At 68.8% G+C, this 15,872-nt stretch carries 11 protein-coding genes; 3 read left to right on the top strand and 8 right to left on the bottom strand.

The window, feature by feature from the left end:
- Nucleotides 1-58 precede the first annotated feature (58 nt).
- Nucleotides 59-217, top strand: coding sequence for a hypothetical protein (locus O4N75_RS08400; protein WP_269628901.1), 159 nt, complete (start codon nt 59-61; stop codon nt 215-217).
- Between the two features lie 46 nt (nt 218-263).
- Here O4N75_RS08400 and O4N75_RS08395 read toward each other — a convergent pair whose 3' ends face one another.
- Entirely contained in the window at nt 264-2,291 is a 2,028-nt protein-coding gene (locus tag O4N75_RS08395; RefSeq protein ID WP_269628900.1) for an amidohydrolase family protein, read from the bottom strand.
- Between the two features lie 207 nt (nt 2,292-2,498).
- Nucleotides 2,499-3,965 (bottom strand): peptidase S10, encoded by a 1,467-nt coding sequence (locus O4N75_RS08390; protein WP_269628899.1) that lies wholly within the window; start codon nt 3,963-3,965, stop codon nt 2,499-2,501.
- A 335-nt stretch (nt 3,966-4,300) separates the two neighbouring features.
- Between O4N75_RS08390 and O4N75_RS08385 the strand changes: the two genes are divergently transcribed.
- On the top strand, nt 4,301-5,785 hold the full coding sequence (locus O4N75_RS08385) for a hypothetical protein (RefSeq protein WP_269628898.1): 1,485 nt from the start codon (nt 4,301-4,303) through the stop codon (nt 5,783-5,785).
- Here the strand turns inward: O4N75_RS08385 and O4N75_RS08380 are convergent.
- The 6 genes from O4N75_RS08380 to O4N75_RS08355 form a co-directional block, all read right to left on the bottom strand.
- Entirely contained in the window at nt 5,782-7,473 is a 1,692-nt protein-coding gene (locus tag O4N75_RS08380) for a hypothetical protein (RefSeq protein ID WP_269628897.1), read from the bottom strand. The genes O4N75_RS08385 and O4N75_RS08380 overlap by 4 nt on opposite strands.
- Nucleotides 7,473-8,423 carry an ornithine cyclodeaminase family protein gene (locus tag O4N75_RS08375; protein ID WP_269628896.1) on the bottom strand — a complete coding sequence of 317 codons (951 nt, stop codon included), beginning with the start codon at nt 8,421-8,423 and terminating at the stop codon, nt 7,473-7,475. The genes O4N75_RS08380 and O4N75_RS08375 overlap by 1 nt, the downstream gene beginning before the upstream one ends.
- Entirely contained in the window at nt 8,423-9,730 is a 1,308-nt protein-coding gene (locus O4N75_RS08370) for an amino acid permease (protein ID WP_269628895.1), read from the bottom strand. The genes O4N75_RS08375 and O4N75_RS08370 overlap by 1 nt, the downstream gene beginning before the upstream one ends.
- Nucleotides 9,727-10,704, bottom strand: a complete 978-nt coding sequence (locus tag O4N75_RS08365; protein WP_269628894.1) for an ornithine cyclodeaminase family protein — start codon at nt 10,702-10,704, stop codon at nt 9,727-9,729. The genes O4N75_RS08370 and O4N75_RS08365 overlap by 4 nt, the downstream gene beginning before the upstream one ends.
- A 102-nt stretch (nt 10,705-10,806) precedes the next feature.
- The gene (locus O4N75_RS08360; protein ID WP_269628893.1) at nt 10,807-13,779 is read right to left on the bottom strand and encodes a TonB-dependent receptor; all 2,973 of its coding nucleotides are present in this window, start codon (nt 13,777-13,779) and stop codon (nt 10,807-10,809) included.
- 237 nt (nt 13,780-14,016) lie between these two features.
- On the bottom strand, nt 14,017-15,168 hold the full coding sequence (locus O4N75_RS08355) for a pyridoxal phosphate-dependent aminotransferase (protein ID WP_269628892.1): 1,152 nt from the start codon (nt 15,166-15,168) through the stop codon (nt 14,017-14,019).
- Between the two features lie 165 nt (nt 15,169-15,333).
- Here O4N75_RS08355 and O4N75_RS08350 point away from each other — a divergent pair, with 165 nt between their 5' ends.
- Nucleotides 15,334-15,816, top strand: coding sequence for an Lrp/AsnC family transcriptional regulator (locus O4N75_RS08350; RefSeq protein ID WP_267233244.1), 483 nt, complete (start codon nt 15,334-15,336; stop codon nt 15,814-15,816).
- The last annotated feature ends 56 nt before the right edge of the window (nt 15,817-15,872 follow it).

Raw genomic sequence — 15,872 nt, 5'->3', positions numbered from 1 at the left:
ATGTCACCGGCCGCCCCGTGCCCCTCAGGCCGGCGAGACCTATCGCGTCATCGGGGTCATGGGGTTCGCCTGCCCCTGCGGCCGATCCGACGCCCTGCTCGACGTCGGCATCAACTACGCCTGGCGCCAGCCCCGCTTCCGCCTGCTCCCCAAACCCAAGGCCCAAGCCAAGACCCGCAAGGTCTCCGCGCCCAAGGAGACGGAAGGGGTCCGTTAGCTGGGCCCTTCGTCACAGAAGCTCATCATGCCCCCGCTGACGCCCCCTACTTCGCGACGCTCACCGGCGGCGGAGCGCTGAACGGCTTGACGTTCAGGTGCTCGTAGATCTCGGCTGGGTAGTAGGCGACGCCGCCGCGCATGGTCATGCGGATCTTGCGGATGTTGCTGATGTCGGCGGTCGGATCGCCCTCGACCAGGAAGAAATCGGCCAGCTTGCCGCGCTCGATCGAGCCCAGCTGATGCTCGCGGCCGAAGTACTTTTCACTGTCCAGCGTCGCCAGCCGCAGCGCCTTGCCCGGCGAGATCCCGGCCTTCACATAGACCTCCAGCTCGCGCAGCAGCGAGAACCCGGTGCCGTCGTCGGTGCCCGGCAGCAGCTGGATGCCGCGGTCGTCGAGCAGCTTCAGGGTCTCCAGCACCTTGGCGAACCCGGCCTGGTACTCGGCGTCCTGCGCCGGGCCGGCGATGGTCACGAAGTTGCGCTTGCGATAGCGCTGATAGCCGACCGGCACGTGGTCGATATAAGGCGCGTCGCCCTCCTGCACCTGGCCCGAGCGCGACAGCATCAGCCGCTCGAGGATCATCGCCGTGGTGTCCAGCGCCACGCCCTTGTCCTTCATCAGGGCCAGCGTCGCCTGCACGCGCGGGGCGTTGAGGTCCAGGTCCTTGGCCCGCGCCATGCCGGTCAGCCGCAGCGGCGTGCGGGTGTCCTCCTTGGGGTCGAGGATCCAGCCCAGCATCAGCTGGTTGATGTGGGCGATGTCGTTGTAGCCGTCCTTGATCACCCGATCGGGGCTCGAGAAGGCCGGCACGTGGCCGGTGACCCCCATGCCCAGGCGGTGGGCCTCGGCGGCGATCGGCGCCACCCAGTCGGGGTTCATCGAGTTGTAGATCTTGATCTGCCAGTAGCCATGGTCGGCGTACCAGCGCACGTCCTTCAGCGCCCCCTCCAGACTGTCGGCGATGAAGCCGTGGCGGGCCGAATAGGGGCTGCGGCCTTCGAGGAAGCCGTTGCGCACGATGCGCGGCCCGGCCAGCTTGCCGGTCTCCAGCCCGTCGATCCAGCCCAGCAGCTCTTCGTTGTAGTTGCCTTGGTCGCGCACCGCCGTGACCCCAGCCGCCAGGTTGAAGAGGTTCGACTGCAAGGTGGTGTGCGAGTGCATGTCGTGCAGGCCTGGCACCAGCGTGCCGCCCTGCCCGTCGATCACCGTCTCGCCCGCCGGGACGACGCGGCCCGCGTCCTCCGGCTCGACGCTGGTGATCTGGTCCTTGAACACGGTGACGGTCGACAGGCCGCCGACCGTCATGGTCTTGGGATCGAAGACCTTGACGTTGCGGATGCGCACCGGGGTCTCGAAGCGGTGGGCCAGCTTGGCCTGGGCCTCGACCGCCGCCTGCAGGTCGACCTCGCGGCTCACCTCCTGCAGTTGCGGGATGGTGCCTTCCGCGCCCTCGCGGATCAGGCCGCCGTCCAGCGTCCCGAACAGCTCGCCCTTCTTGTCGATCAGCACATAGCTTGGCGACAGGTCGATGCCCGACAGCTCATAGACCGTGACCGGAGCCGCGGCCTTGCCCTCGCCCAGGGTCAGCTTGCGGACCTCCTTCAGGCGCATCTCGCCCGAGGGCGCCAGCGGCAGGGTCCGGGTCGGCGACTTCAGCAGCGCCTTCACATAGACGCCCAGCATCCACGGGCTGGCGTCGTTGGCGGCGTAGAGGATCGGCTTTGCGGCCGCGACCTGCCCCTTGTCGGCCTGGCTGGTCCACTGCGCCTGGCCCGCGCTCCAGGCGAAGCGCTCCTGCACCGGACTGCCGAACAGCGACGAGCCGTCGATCGACCAACTCACCGGCACGCCCGAGGCGTCCAGCTCGATAGCCTCCTTGGCCTTGGGCCCGCGGCCGTTGTTGCTGACGCCGTAGTCGACGGCGACCTTGCGGCCCTGCACGTCGGCGGTCAGGTGGCCGACCTTCTCGCCATTGGCGATGACCACGAAGTTCTGCACCTCCGCAGCGGCCGGACCGGCCAGGCCCGCAGCCAGGCAAAGGGCGAGAAACGAGACGCGAGTGGGGAACATCGGGGGAGACTTTTCTAGGAGGTTGCGTTCGGGGGAAGGAGCACAGCGCAAGTTGTCATCCCGGTTTCGGCTGCAAGCCGAAGACCGGGACCCATGAACACCAGATCGACCAGGAAGGGGCGTCGGACGCGTCTCTCGTCCCGACCTCAGCGTCAATGGGTCCAGGCCTTCCGCTTCGCTCCAGCCGGGATGACACTTTGGCCGCCCTCACGGCCGGACGAACTTGCGCACGGCCGCGCTCAGCGCCGCGTGGTTGCCGGGGTCGGTGAACACCGAGTGGCCGCCGTCGAAATAGGCCGCGGTCAGCCGCTCGCCGGGCACGCCGGCCTGGTCGAGCGCGTAGCGCGCGCCATAGGGCGGCGTGGTGACGTCGTAGTAGCCGGCCGCCCAGAACAGCCGCAGCTTCGGACTGGCCTGCATGGCCTTGCCGAGCAGACCGTTGACGTCGGCCATGCCCTGGTGGTCCCAGGCCGCGTTCACATCGAGGTTCAGCGAGTTGTAGGTCTCGCCCGTGCGGAACTTCAGGGTGTCCTTGAAGTAGGACTCCAGCGCGTTCATCCCCTTGGCGACCGGCAGCACGCCGCTCGGCGCCGGCCCGGCCGGCCGCGGCTCGGCGAAGCCCATGCCCGGATCGTCATAGGGAGGCCGCCTGGCCGGGGCGTCCAGCCGCGCCGTCGCCCGTCCGTCCAGCTGGCCGGTGCGCAAGCCCTGGTCCTTCAGCAGGTTGAACATGAAGTCCTCGCGGCTCAGCCGCAGGTCCTTGGCGAGGATGAACTCGGTCGGCAGCCCGATCATCGCCGACATCTTCTCCGCCACCGCCCGCTTCTCGGCTTCGGGCAGGCTCGCGCCCTTGATCAGCGCAGTGACATAGGCCGTGCGGGCGAACTCGACCGCCTCGTCGTGGACGTCCTGGACGCTGCGCCCGGCGCGGTCGACCTTGCGATGATACCAGGCCGTCGTCGCAAAGGTCGGCAGCGTCGTCACATAGGGCATCTCCAGCCCCGCCGGATTGCCGACCAGCGCGAACAGCAGCACGCCGTCGAGCTTCAGGTCGGCCCCGATGCCCGCGACCAGCGCCGCGCGGGTCGTCCCGTAGCTCTGGCCGAGCATGTAGCGCGGCGAGGCTTCGCGGCCATTGGCCTTCAGCCATTGGGCCATCACCGTCTTGACCGCGGCCGCGTCGCCGCTGCGGCTCCAGAACGTCTTGCCGTCCACGCCGGGGAACGGGCGGCTGTAGCCGGTGCCGATCGGGTCGATGAACACCAGGTCGACCGCGTCGAGGATGCTGTCGGGGTTGTCGACCATCCGCTGGTTCGGACCGTCCTCGGTGCGCTTCTTCGGACCGAACGCCCCGAAGTGCAGCGGCGTGGTCGAGGCGCCGGGCCCGCCGTTGAACAGGAACAGCACCGGCCGCGCGGCGTCCTTCGCATCCGTCCGAACATAGGCGGTGGTGACCAGCGATCCGGTCGGGGCGCCGGCGCCGTCGGTCAGGAAGGTCTCGGCGACAATGGCCTTGTAGGCGACCTTCTGGCCGTTGAAGGTCCCGACGTGCTGGGTCGTGGCGACCACCGGCGCGCGGACCGCGGCGCTCTGCGCGGCCAGGACGGCCCCGGCGCCTATCGGCGCCAGGGTCAGGCAGGCCCCCATCAACAGCGCTCGCAGGCTCGCACGCATATTCGTTCCCCCGATGATGAGGACATACGATAGTCCGCCCGCGCAGAATTTCTTTTCGAACTGCCCGCTCCGGACCCCAGGCCGCACATAGGCTAGTCAGGTTCCTGCAAGGGCGCCGAATAGCTTATGCCCCATGCCGATAGCTGCCGCTTACGCATTGCGGTCTTGGATAGCTTCCACGCGCGAGCCAGACATGGCCGCATGGGCCATGCACGGCTCCAACGCGTCCTTGCATAAAGCCGCCGCGCCAACCTGGGCCATCGGCCAACATCGGCAAGATAATGCGATCTCCGCTGCTTAACCTGCCGATAGAAACCCGACCGGAGACCACCAGCGTGCGACTGAAGCCTGCCGCCCTCGCCTTCGCCCTCCTCTGCACGGCCGCCCCGCAGGCCTACGCCCAGGCGGCTCCGGCCGCCGAGGCGCCCGCCCCCCAGAGCTTCGTGACCCGCCACGTCGGGACCTTCAACGGCCAGAAGGTGAAGTACGTCGCCAGCGTCGGCGAGACCGTGCTGCGCAACGCCGCCGGCGAGCCGACGATCCGCTTCGTAACCACCGCCTATGTGCGCGACGGCTTGAAGGACAAGGCTTCGCGGCCGGTGATCTTCCTGTTCAACGGCGGCCCCAGCTCGGCCTCGACCTGGCTGCACATGGGCGCCTTCGGCCCGCGCCGGATCGCCCCGCCGCAGGACGTGAACGCCGAAGTTCCCAAGCCCTACAAGGTTGTGGACAACGCCTACTCCCTGCTCGACGTCGCCGACTTGGTGTTCGTCGACCCGGCCGAGACCGGCTTCACCCGCGTCCAGCCTGCCGCCAAGCGCGCCGACTTTTACCAGGTCGACGGCGACGCCAAGTCGGTCTCCGGCTTCGTCGAGGCCTGGCTCAAGGCCAACGGCCGCGAGGCCTCGCCGAAGTACGTGCTGGGCGAAAGCTACGGCACGATCCGCGCGGCGGTGATGGCCGGTCAGCTGGCCAAGACCACCCCGCTCGACGGCGTCATCCTCATGGGCCAGGCGGTGAATATGATCGAGACCAGCCAGCGCCCGGGCAACATGCTCGCCTACGCGACCAACATCACCGCCCTGGCCGCCGTCGCCGCCTATCACGGCCGCGCCGACACCGGCGGCAAGTCGATCTCGGCCTTCGTCGACGACGCCTATGCCTTTGGAATGAATGAGTATCTGCCGGCGCTCGTGAAGGGCCAGGACCTGTCGGCCGCCGAGCGCCAAGCCGTCGCCCGCAAGCTCCAGGCCTTCACCGGCATCGGCGCCGACTACTACCTGGCCCACGACCTGATCATCTCCAAGGTCGATTTCGTCAGCGAGTTGCTCAAGGACAAGGGCCTGGTGCTGGGGATGTACGACGCCCGCTACGCCGGCCCGGCCCCCGCCCACGGCGCCCGTCCCGTCGATCCGTTCGGCAAGGTCTCCGACATGGTCAAGCCGAGCTTCGACGCCTACATGGCCGGCGAGCTCAAGGTAACCTGGCCGATGGCCGACTACCGCTCCTTCGCGCCCGAGACCCTCAGCTGGGGCTGGTCGCCGACCAGCGGCATCGGCGGCCCGTTCAACGACTTTGATTATCAAGCCAATTTCGGCGCGGCCCTGAAGGCCAAGCCGGGCTTCCGGCTGATGATCGGCACCGGCTATTACGACACCACCACCACCATCGGCCCGGCCCGCTACCTCAAGTCCCACGGCGCCCTGCCCGCCGACCGGGTCGTGCTGCACGACTACGAAGGCGGCCACATGGCCTATACCAACGAGGACGCCCTCAAGGCGTTCAGCAACGACGTGCGGGCGTTCGTGACGGGGCGCTAAGCGCCCCGTCCACAAGCGGTGTCCGGCACCCCGGGCACGCGCTTCCACTGATAGATCTCAACCTCTTCCGCCCGCGGCAAGTAGCTGATCAGGAACGTCTTTCCCGCGCGCGTCACCTGCAGGGTCAGCTGCTTTTCCGGATCACCCTGCAGGGCGTCCAGCGCCTGGCCGTAGGTCACGACGTCGCCGTCCTTCAGGCCCGCCTTGTCGGCCTCAGACCCTGCTTGCAGGTCGCGGATGGTCTTGACGTCGCCCACCAGCGACTTGGGCTCGAAGCCCAGCTCGAACCGCCGGACCTTGCCGGTCGTGCGCGTGAAGCACGGCCCGAAGCCGTCGGCCTCCGGCAGCATCAGCCCGCCCGCCAGCATCGCCGCGTGGGTCTTGGCCCCCGCCGCGCCCAGCTCCTTGTCCAGCAGCGCCAGCCAGTCGGCCTCGCCGGTGGTCTGGCCGCGGCGCTCGCGCTCGACCATCTCGATCACCAGGTCGTCGACCGAGCGCTTGCCGCCCGAGGCCTTGCGGATCTGGCCGTCCAGCACCGCGAAATACATCGCGCCGCGGTCATAGGGCAGCACGCGCACGCGGGTGTCCTCCCAGAAGCGCGGGGCGATCTGGTCGTTGGGCGTGTCGTTCAGCGGGTTGGAATAGTAGCGCCGCGCCGTCTCGTTGATGTCCGCCAGATAGTCGTCCGGCGTGATCAGGCCGGCGCGCAGCGGCAGAAGCGCTTGATAGAAAACGGCATTCCCCTCGCCGAACCACTGGCCCGGCCCGTCCACCGCGGTCCAGGTGTGGATCATCTCGTGCGCCAGGGTGCCCTTCAGCGCCTCGCCCGAGCCGGTCTTGCCGTAGGTGGTCAGGAACGAGTTGGTCAGCGCCGCCCCGCCCCCGGCGTTGATCGGATTGTACCGCAGGAAAACCCGATACGGCGGCTCGCTGGGATCGCGGAAGAAGCCGATCATCCAGCTGTGCAGCTGCTGGGTCCAGTCCATTACGGGCGCGGGGTCGAACGGCGGGGTCCCCAGCCAGACCGCCGAGAAGCCGCCCTTGGGGACTTGCGGATAGCGATGCATCGGCCCGGCCATGAACACGGTCGACATCAGCCGCCCGGCCGGCCCGACGCCCAGCGAGACGTCGCCGTCGCCATAGCTCGAGGTCGCCGCCGAGCCCGGCAGCTTGGAAAGGTCCCAGCGCAGGCTGATGTCGTAAGGCTTCGCGCCCTCCGGGATCAGGATGAAGGTGTTGCCCACCCCCGACAGTCCGCCGCCCTCGGTGCGCAACTGGTAGGGCGGCCCCGCGCCGCGCTTGGGCGGGGTGTTGTCGATCGGCGCGCGGTAGCTGACCGTCAGGTCGCCCTTCACCGCCCGTCCCGGGATCCAGTGGCGGGCATAGGCGATGGCCACCGGATCGTCCTTGAAGCTCAGCGGAACCTCGCCCGCGGCGTCCGTGGCGCGCAGGTTCTGCAGAGTCGTGGCGACGGTCGCGGTGTTGGCGATCACCACCGGCAGGGCCAGCAGCGGCTGGCCGGCGGCGACGTCCACGCCCGACAGCTTCAGGGTCACGTCCAGATGCCCCTGTTCGGCGTCGGCGGCCAACGGGCCGGGCGTCAGGACGACCTCGAACCGCTCCTGCGCCTGCGCCACGGAGGCCAGGCTGACCGTGGCGAGCAGAGCGGCGGCGAAGCACATGCGCATCAGGCGTTTTCCGATTGCTTGAAGAGGGCCCAGGCGCTGGCGAGGTCTTGCACGACATGGCCGAGGGACTTGTAGATCGTGACCTGGAAGGGGTTCTGGCGGCCTTCCAGCTGGCCGGCGAAGACCTGGCCGATCTCGCCGACCACGTGGCGCTCGTCGATCAGGCCGGCTTCCTTGGCCTTCAGGTACTCGGCCCCCTGGGCCATCACGCCTTCGCGGCTGTCGGCGATGAAGCGGGCGCGTACCACCAGCTCGTCATCGATCTCGACCGGGCCGGCATAGCTGGAGCCGACGACATTGACGTGGGTCCCTGGCGCGACCCAGGCGCCTTTGAGGATCGGCTCCTTGGCGGCGCTGACCGTGCAGATGATGGCGGCCTCGGCCACCGCATCCTTGGCGTCGGCGAACGCCGCGGCGGGCACGCCCAGCTCGTCGCCGATGCTCGCGGCGAACGCCTGCGCCCGTTCGAGCGAGCGGCCCCACACCGCGATCTGCTCCAGCGGCCGCACCTTGGAGATGGCGCGCGCGTGGGTCGCCGCCTGCTCGCCATAGCCCAGCACCGCCAGGCGGCGGGCCTCAGGCCGCGCCAGGGCGTCGGTGGCCGCGGCGCTGGCTGCGGCGGTGCGGATCGCCGTCACCTCGCCGGCATGGACCACGCAGGCCGGCGCGCCGGTGGCCGGATCGAACAGCACGATTAGCCCCTGGTGCGACTGGCGGCCCTTGGCGAAGTTCTCGGGATAGACGCTGATCATCTTGGCCCCGAACGGCGCGTCCTCGCCCATCGCCCCGGGCATCAGGCCGAACATGCGGCCCTCGGCCAATGGGATGATCGAGCGCAGCAGCTGGCGCGTCTGGCCGGTCGAGAACGCGATCATCGCCTCGCGCACGATCGGGATGCAAAGCTCGTAGGTCAGCCGCTGCGCGACCTCCTGGCGGTCGATGACCCGCATCAGGCGGCCGCCGCGCGTTGGCGTCCGGACGCCGCATAGTAGGCGACGCCGATCGCCGCCCAGACCGCCAGCGCCGCATAGGGCGTCCAGTCGGCCGAGAAGCCCAGCACCGCCACCACCAGCGAGGCCGCGCAGCCGGCATAGGCCCAGCCAACGGTCGCGCCCTTGGAGAGCTTGAAGCGCGCGCCCTCGTAGATGTCCGGATGCTTGCGCACGACCACGGTCGCAGCGATGCAGGTGGCGGCGTATTTCAGCAGCGTCGGGATGTTCACCGCCAGAAACAGGCTGGTCAGGTTCATCGGCGCCAGCAGCCCCAGGCAGGTGGCGCCGAGGATGGTCGCCAGCGCCACGTGCGGCGTGCCGTACTTGGGGTGCACCTTGGCCAGGGCGGCCGGCAGCATGCCCTCGCGAGCCATGGCGAACAGGCTGCGCGAGAAGCCGAGGTAGAGCGAGTTGATCGACTTGGCGATGGCGATCACGGCGGCGCAGACGATCAGCGGCTTGGCGACCGGGCCCATGAACGGCTGGGCGGCGTCGAGCAACGGGGTCTGGCTCCTGGCCAGGGCCTCGGGGCCGATGACGCCGATCGCCACCGCCCCGACCATCAGGTAGAGCGCCACCGCCGTCAGGATCGACAGGCCGATGCCGAGCGGGATGGTCTTCTGGCTGTCCTTGACCTCGTCGCCGATCTCGGTGGCCGCCTCGATGCCGAAGAACAGGCCGATCAGCAGCGGGATCGCCGCCAGCATCCCGGCCGTGCCGTTGGGCAGGAACGGCTCGAACTGGGCGGCCTGCACGTGCGGCGCGCCCCAGGCCGAGAAGACGATGAACAGCACCACCAGCGCGCCCATCAGGATCACCTGCAGCCGCGCGGCCAGGCCGACGCCGAAGTAGTTGGCGAAGAAGAAGATCACGAACGCCGCCAGCATGGTCGGCTTGGTCGGCAGCGGGATCACCATCGACAGGTAGCGGACCATGACCAGGGCCAGGATCAGCATGGCCCCGACGTTGGAGACGATCCGCATCCAGGCGATCAGGTAGCCGACGAACGGGTGCACGAACCGCCGCGACCACTCGAACGAGGCGCCGGAGGTCGGCAGGGCCGAGCCCATGAACGCATAGGTCATGGCGATGACGAACATCGGCACGGCGGCGACCACGACAGCCAGCAGCATGCCGGGCCCCGCCAGCGCGGTGGCCGGCGCGATGACCGAGAAGATGGCCACGCCGACGGCGGTGCCGAGGCCGAGGGCGACCACCGCCCACAGGTCGACGCCCTTGTGCATGCGGGCGGTCTGATCGGTCATAGGGTCGTTCCGGTAGCGTCTTGGTAGAGCCAGGCGGCCGCCGCCAGATCCTGGGCGGCGTGGCCGAGCGACTTGTAGAGGGTGATCTCGCCCGCCGCCGTGCGGCCCGGCCGCGCACCGGCAAGCACCTGGCCGATCTCGGCGGCGACGTGGTCGTCGACGACCAGGCCGGCGGCCTTGGCGCGCAGGAACTCGCCGCCGTGCGCCAGCACGTGCTCGCGATGATCGACGATGAAGCGGCCGCCTGCGACCAGGTCGCCGGCGATCTCGGCCTGGGCCGGGCCGCTGGAGCCGACCACGTTGACGTGGGTCCCAGGCGCGACCTGCGCCAGCGCAAGGATCGGATCGGCCGCGGCGGTGAGCGTGCAAACGATGTCGGCGTCGGCGAGCGCGGCCTCCATCGAGGCGGCCAAGGTCTCGACGCCAGTGTCGGCGGCGACCTGGTCGGCCAGCGCCCCGGCTTGCTCGGCCGAGCGGGCCCAGACGCGGATCTGGCGCAGGGCGCGGACCTTGGCGATGGCCTGGGCGTGGGCGCGCGCCTGCTTGCCGGCGCCCAGCAGGGTCAGGACCGCGGCGTCGGGCCGGGCCAGGGCGTCCGTGGCCGCGGCGCTGGCCGCGGCGGTGCGGATGGCGGTGACCTCGCCGGCGTCGGCCAGGCAGACGGGCGCGCCGCTCTGCGGATCGAACAACAGCACCACGCCCTCATGGGCCTTGCCGCCGTCGGGACGCTTGAAGACGCTGACCAGCTTGGCCCCGAACACGCCGGTCTCGGACATGGCGGCCGGCATGATGGCGAAGGTCTTGCCCTCGCCCCAGGGGAGGAAACTGCGCAGCTGCTGGCGCACGCGGCCGTCCGAGAGCGCGATCATCGCCTCGCGGACCACCGGGATCGCCGCTTCATAGGTCAGCCGGGCGCGGACGGCTTCGGCGTCGAGCACGACAAGGTCGCCAAGATCATCCTTCGCCAAGATCATGCCCCTGCCCTCGAAATGCGTGGCGGCGCCGGCCCGTGGGTCAGACCAGCGCCGCCTGCCGCGCGCGGATGAGAGTGTTCCGCGCGACGGTGTGGCGTGGCCCTAGAACCGCGCGTTCAGGCCGACATAGTACCGGCGCCCGAGGATGTCGCCGTAGTTCCGGGTCGGGAACGAGGGCTGCTCGTCGGTCAGGTTGATGATCCCGCCGCGCACCGTGTACTTGCCGAAGTCGTACTGCGCCGAGATGTTGTGGCGGTAGTTTTCCTTGATCTCCGGCGTCGGCGTGCTCTCGATCGTGTCGAAGCTGTTGACCTTGGCTTCCGGCAGGTAGTGCAGCGAGTAGTAGAGCCGCACCGGGCCGCGCGAGTAGGTGGCGTCGAAGTCGACGACCCAGTCCGGCTGGCGGGTGGTGCCGTCGTAGCGGTTCACGTCGAAGCCGGTGACCGACTGCTCGTAGCGGGTGGTGTGGGTCGCATCGACCGCCAGTTCCAGCTCGCCATAGTCGGCGTCATCGAAGAAGCGGCCGATCGGGAAGCGGTAGTTGACGTTGTAGGTCTCGCCCCGGAACGCCACCGTGCCGGCGTTGAAGGTCGTCGACATGGCCGTCGCGATGGCGCCCGTCGAGTCACGCGTGAAGGTGCTGCAGATCTCGGCCGAGGGGCTGACCGAGTCATAGCAGGCGGCCATGAAGTCCTGCGGCGTGAACGGCGACAGGCCATCCGTCAGGTCCACGTCGATGCGATCGACGACGATGGTCAGACCCGGCGCGAAGGTCGGCTGGTAGATGAAGCCGATCGTCTTGGTGTCCGAGAGCTCGTTGCGCAGGTTCGGGTTGCCGCCGGAAGTGACCAGCGTGTTCGAGAAATTCTCGGACGGGTTCTGGAACGTCGCCAGCGGGCCGAAGCTCGGATTGGCGGCGAACAGCGCCTGGCAGTTGGCGCGGCGAACCGCCGGGTTCGGGCCGGAGTTGATGCGGTCGGCGTCGCAGGGGTCCTGGCCGGCGTTCGACAGGTCGGTGCGCGACGGCGAGGCCAGTTGGTCCAGGGTCGGCGCCCGGAAGTTGCGGCTGCGCGAGCCGCGGATGGTCAGGCCCTCGAAGACCTCCCAGCGCAGGCCCACGCCCCAGATGTTCTCCGAGCCGGCGATCGAGTGCTTCACGCGGCGATAGGCGCCGTCGAACTCCAGCGAACGGACGCCCGGCAGAGTGAAGTCGCCGCCGAAGATCGGCACCAGCAGTTCGCCCGAGAACTCGTCGGTGTTGTAGGCGGCCTTGGTGGCGAGGGTCGCCACCTGCGAACCGACGATGCCCTGCTGGTTGGCGATGAACGGGGTGTACTTGGCCTCCTCGCGGCGGTGCTCGTATGCGGCGCTGAACTTCACGGCGCCGGCCGGCAGGTTGAAGACGTCGCCGCCGATGGTCGCCAGATAGTCGTCCTGGGTGTTCAGGTAGTCCTGGCCGATCGGCGCGGTCATGTACAAGCGGTTGGCCTGGGTGACGTTGCCGACGCCGAACGGGTTCAGCGGAGTGCAGGCCGCGTCGTCATCGGCGGTGCTGGCGTTGGCGTTGACCGCGCAGACGATGGCGCCCGAGCTGTTGCGGACCGCGTTGACCGCCTTGTTGAAGCGCGAGGTGATCACGCCCCAGCCGGCGCTCTCGCCATCGGTTTCGGCCCGGCTGGCCGATAGGCTCCAGTAGAAGTTCCGCTCGGCGAAATCGAAGTCGCCGTCGAGCGAGACGACCGCACGGGTCGTGTTGGTGGTGCTGACGTTCTCACGGGTCGGCAGCAGGTCCGTCCAGAACTTGGACAGGAACAGCGGCGGGCCGCCGGCGCCCAGCGCCGCGCTCATGGCCGGCGTCAGGTACGGGTTGGTGCGCGACAGGGCGATGGCGCCGGCGCCGGACGCGGCGTTGTTCAGCACCGTGTTGCTGGCCTGCTGGCCGTACGGGTCACGGCCCTCGACCTTGGCGTACATGAACTCGCCCGACAGGCGGACGCGATCGGTAAGGTCCACGTGGCCGATCAGGTTGCCGACCCAGCGCTCGATGCCGACCTGCAGCGCCGCCAGTTCCTGGTAGGGCAGACCATCGCCGCCGCTGGTGAAGGGCGGGATCGTCGGGTTGACCAGCGTGCCGACGCTGTAGGGGATGAAGGCGTCGCCCGCGGCGTTGCTCTGGATCGGCTGGCCGGCGACCGCGCCGATCTGGCTGGCGAAGGGCGGACCGGCGCGCGAGACCACGCCGTTGGCGTTGAAGGTCACGAAGCGGCTGTTCAGGTTCTCGACCAGCGCCGGAATGCCGTCGGTCGGCGTGCGGTTGGCCGGGTTCGACACCGTCACCCGGCCGAGATTGGTGCGCGGGCGGTCGTAGTCCAGCAGGGAGTCGGTCTTCGACCATTCGACGTTGGCGGCGATGTTGGCGCGGCCGTCCAGGAAGTTCTTGCCCGCCGTGACGCGCAGGGCCTGGGTCGGATAGTCGTCGCGCGAGGAAATGCCGTACTGGGCGTCGATCTCCAGGCCCTCGAAGCTGTCCTTCAGCACGTAGTTGACCACGCCGGCGATGGCGTCCGAGCCGTAGACCGCCGCGCCGCCCGCCTGGACGACGTCGATGCGCTGGACCAGGCCCGTCGGAATGATGTTGGTGTCGACCACGCGGTCGCCGAGACCGTCGATGCCGCTGACCGCGCGCGATTGCGACGTGGTCACCATGCGACGGCCGTTGACCAGCGTCAGGGTCCGCCCGGCGCCCAGACCGAACAGGTTCGGGAAGGTCTGGCCGCTGCCGGCCTCGTTGCCCGTGCCGTCCGCGATCGCGAACGAGGGCACGTTGGAGCTGATCTGGTTCAGCATGTCGCCGACCTGGACCACGCCGCGGTCGGTCAGGGTCTGTTCGGTAACGACCGAGACCGGCGCGGAGGTCTCGGTTTCGACGCGACGGATGCGCGAGCCGGTGACGACGATCTCTTCGACCGCCACCTCGTCCTGCGCGAAGGCCGGCTGGACCGACATCGCCGCGGCCATCGCCAGACCGCCCATCATGCTGGTGGCGAGCATGCGCCCGCGAACCGACTGAACCATCTTATATCCCCCTGTTGTCACGGAGCCCCTCCGGCTCCGACGCGCCCCGCCGCTCCCCGTTCGGGGCGGGCCGCAAACTCCGCTTTTGCGTTGTGGCGCTTGTGGAAAAGCTAGGCGCCGGAACGCGGTTTTTCTTTTCGTTCTTCAAACCGACGCCAAAGCGTCGCAGATTGTTTATGCGCTTGCCGCCCTCGCCCCGCATGACCGATGCGAATTCGAAACGCGAAGCGCACAAGGTCATCGCGAGTACCGTCGCAGGGCGTCGGCGAAGCGGCCCAGGCCACGGTCCAGGGGTTCGGCGTCCCCGCCGAAGCCGATCCGCACATGCCCGGGCAATCCGTAGAACTCGCCCGGTGCGACCATCACGTGGTGCTCGCGCCACAGCCACTCGGCGAAGGCGTGGGTGTCGGCGACGCCCACCACCCGCGGAAAATACATGCAGCCATGGGCCGGCAGGTCGCCGGCCAGCAGCCCCTCGGCGATCATGCTGCGTGCATGGCGCTCCAGCACCGGACGCGAGCGGGCCAGCAGGCCGCGCCAGTGATCGTCGAAGGGCGCCATGTCCTCCAGCACCCGCGCGGCGACGGCGTGGGAGAGCTTGGAAACGCCCATGTCGCCCTGCTCGCTCGCCGCCAGGATCCTGGCGATCTTGTCGGGCGCGGCGATCGCCCAGCCGCACTTCAACGCGAACAGGCCCTGAACCTTGGTCAGACTGCCGACGCTGATGATCTCGGGCGAGTAGGTGGCGGCCGCGACGTGAGGGCCGGCGAAGTCGCCGTAGACCTCGTCGATGACGATACGCACGCCGCTCTTGCCGGCCAGGGCCGCCAGCGCCAGCAGCGTCCCCTGCCCCAGCGACGCGCCAGACGGGTTGTGCAGGTCGGTGAGCAGCACCAGGCGCGTCTGCGGCCGTATCAGGCCTTCCAGCTCGGCGGTGTCGATCGCGAAGTCGGGCGCGCGGCGCGGCAGATAGCTGATGGTCGCCCCCGCCGCCGCGGCCAGGCCCGGCAGCAGGTCGAAGCACGGGGTCTCGACGATCACGTGGTCGCCCGGCTCGACGAAGGCGCGGATCGCCATCGCCATCGCGCTGGTGGCGCCTGTGGTGCAGAGCACGTTGGCCGGCTGCACGCCGTAGCGCTGCGCCACCGCGGCGGCGACGAAGCGGTTGCCGTTGGCGAACACGCTCTCGTAGCGGTCGGTGATTTCGCCGCCGAACGCGCCGCGCACGACCTGGGCCAGCAGATCGGTCGGTTCCTTGATCGTGGAGTCGAACAGCACCGCCGCATCCGGGGTCGCCGCGATGTTGCGCATCGCCGTCCGCACCCAGTTTGAATAGTCCTCGGGCGGCGGCGTATGCGGCCCCGCAGGCTTGGGCGACTTACTCGGCATATTCACTTCGTCGCCCCCAAGGCGCTGCCCCCCGCCCGTGCGGCGACAGTTGCTGATCGTGAAGTGAGCCTATTCCACCACTCGGGATTATCTTGCCTTACTCGGCCTTGACAGCGCCGATCCTCGCATCCGCTATGCGCGCATATTGAACCAAGGACATAAGATATGCCCGCCGAGCTCGACGCCATCGACATGAAAATCCTGGAGCTGATGCAGCGCGACGCCTCGCTCTCGACCGCCGAGCTCGCCGAGCGCGTGGGCCTGTCGCAGTCGCCCTGCTGGCGGCGCATCCAGCGGATGCGCGAGGAGGGCTACATCAAGGCGCAGGTGGTGATCGTCGACCGCGAGAAGTTGGGCTTCAAGATGCAGATCTTCGCCCAGGTGAAGATGACGACGCTGAGCGACGAAGACCGCGCGAAGTTTCACAAGGCCATCAACGACATCCCCGAAATCCTTGAATGCTATACGGTTTTCGGCGAGATGGACGCCATGCTCAAGATCCTGGCGCCGGACGTGATCTGGTATCAGGACTTCATCTTCTCGACCCTGCTGAAGCTGCCCGGCGTTATCGACGTCCGCTCGATCGTCACCCTGACCGAGTCCAAGAGCACCACCGCCATCCCGATGCGGGCGCGCAAATTCCGCTGATCGCGGAGCAGGCGCATGACTAATGCAGAGCCGGAGCCGGTCACCGCATAATCCTC

It is taken from the genome of Phenylobacterium sp. NIBR 498073, from assembly GCF_027286305.1.
GTDB lineage: Bacteria > Pseudomonadota > Alphaproteobacteria > Caulobacterales > Caulobacteraceae > Phenylobacterium.
Note: the sequence above shows the minus strand (reverse complement) of the source record. Positions and strands in the feature narration are given on the sequence as shown.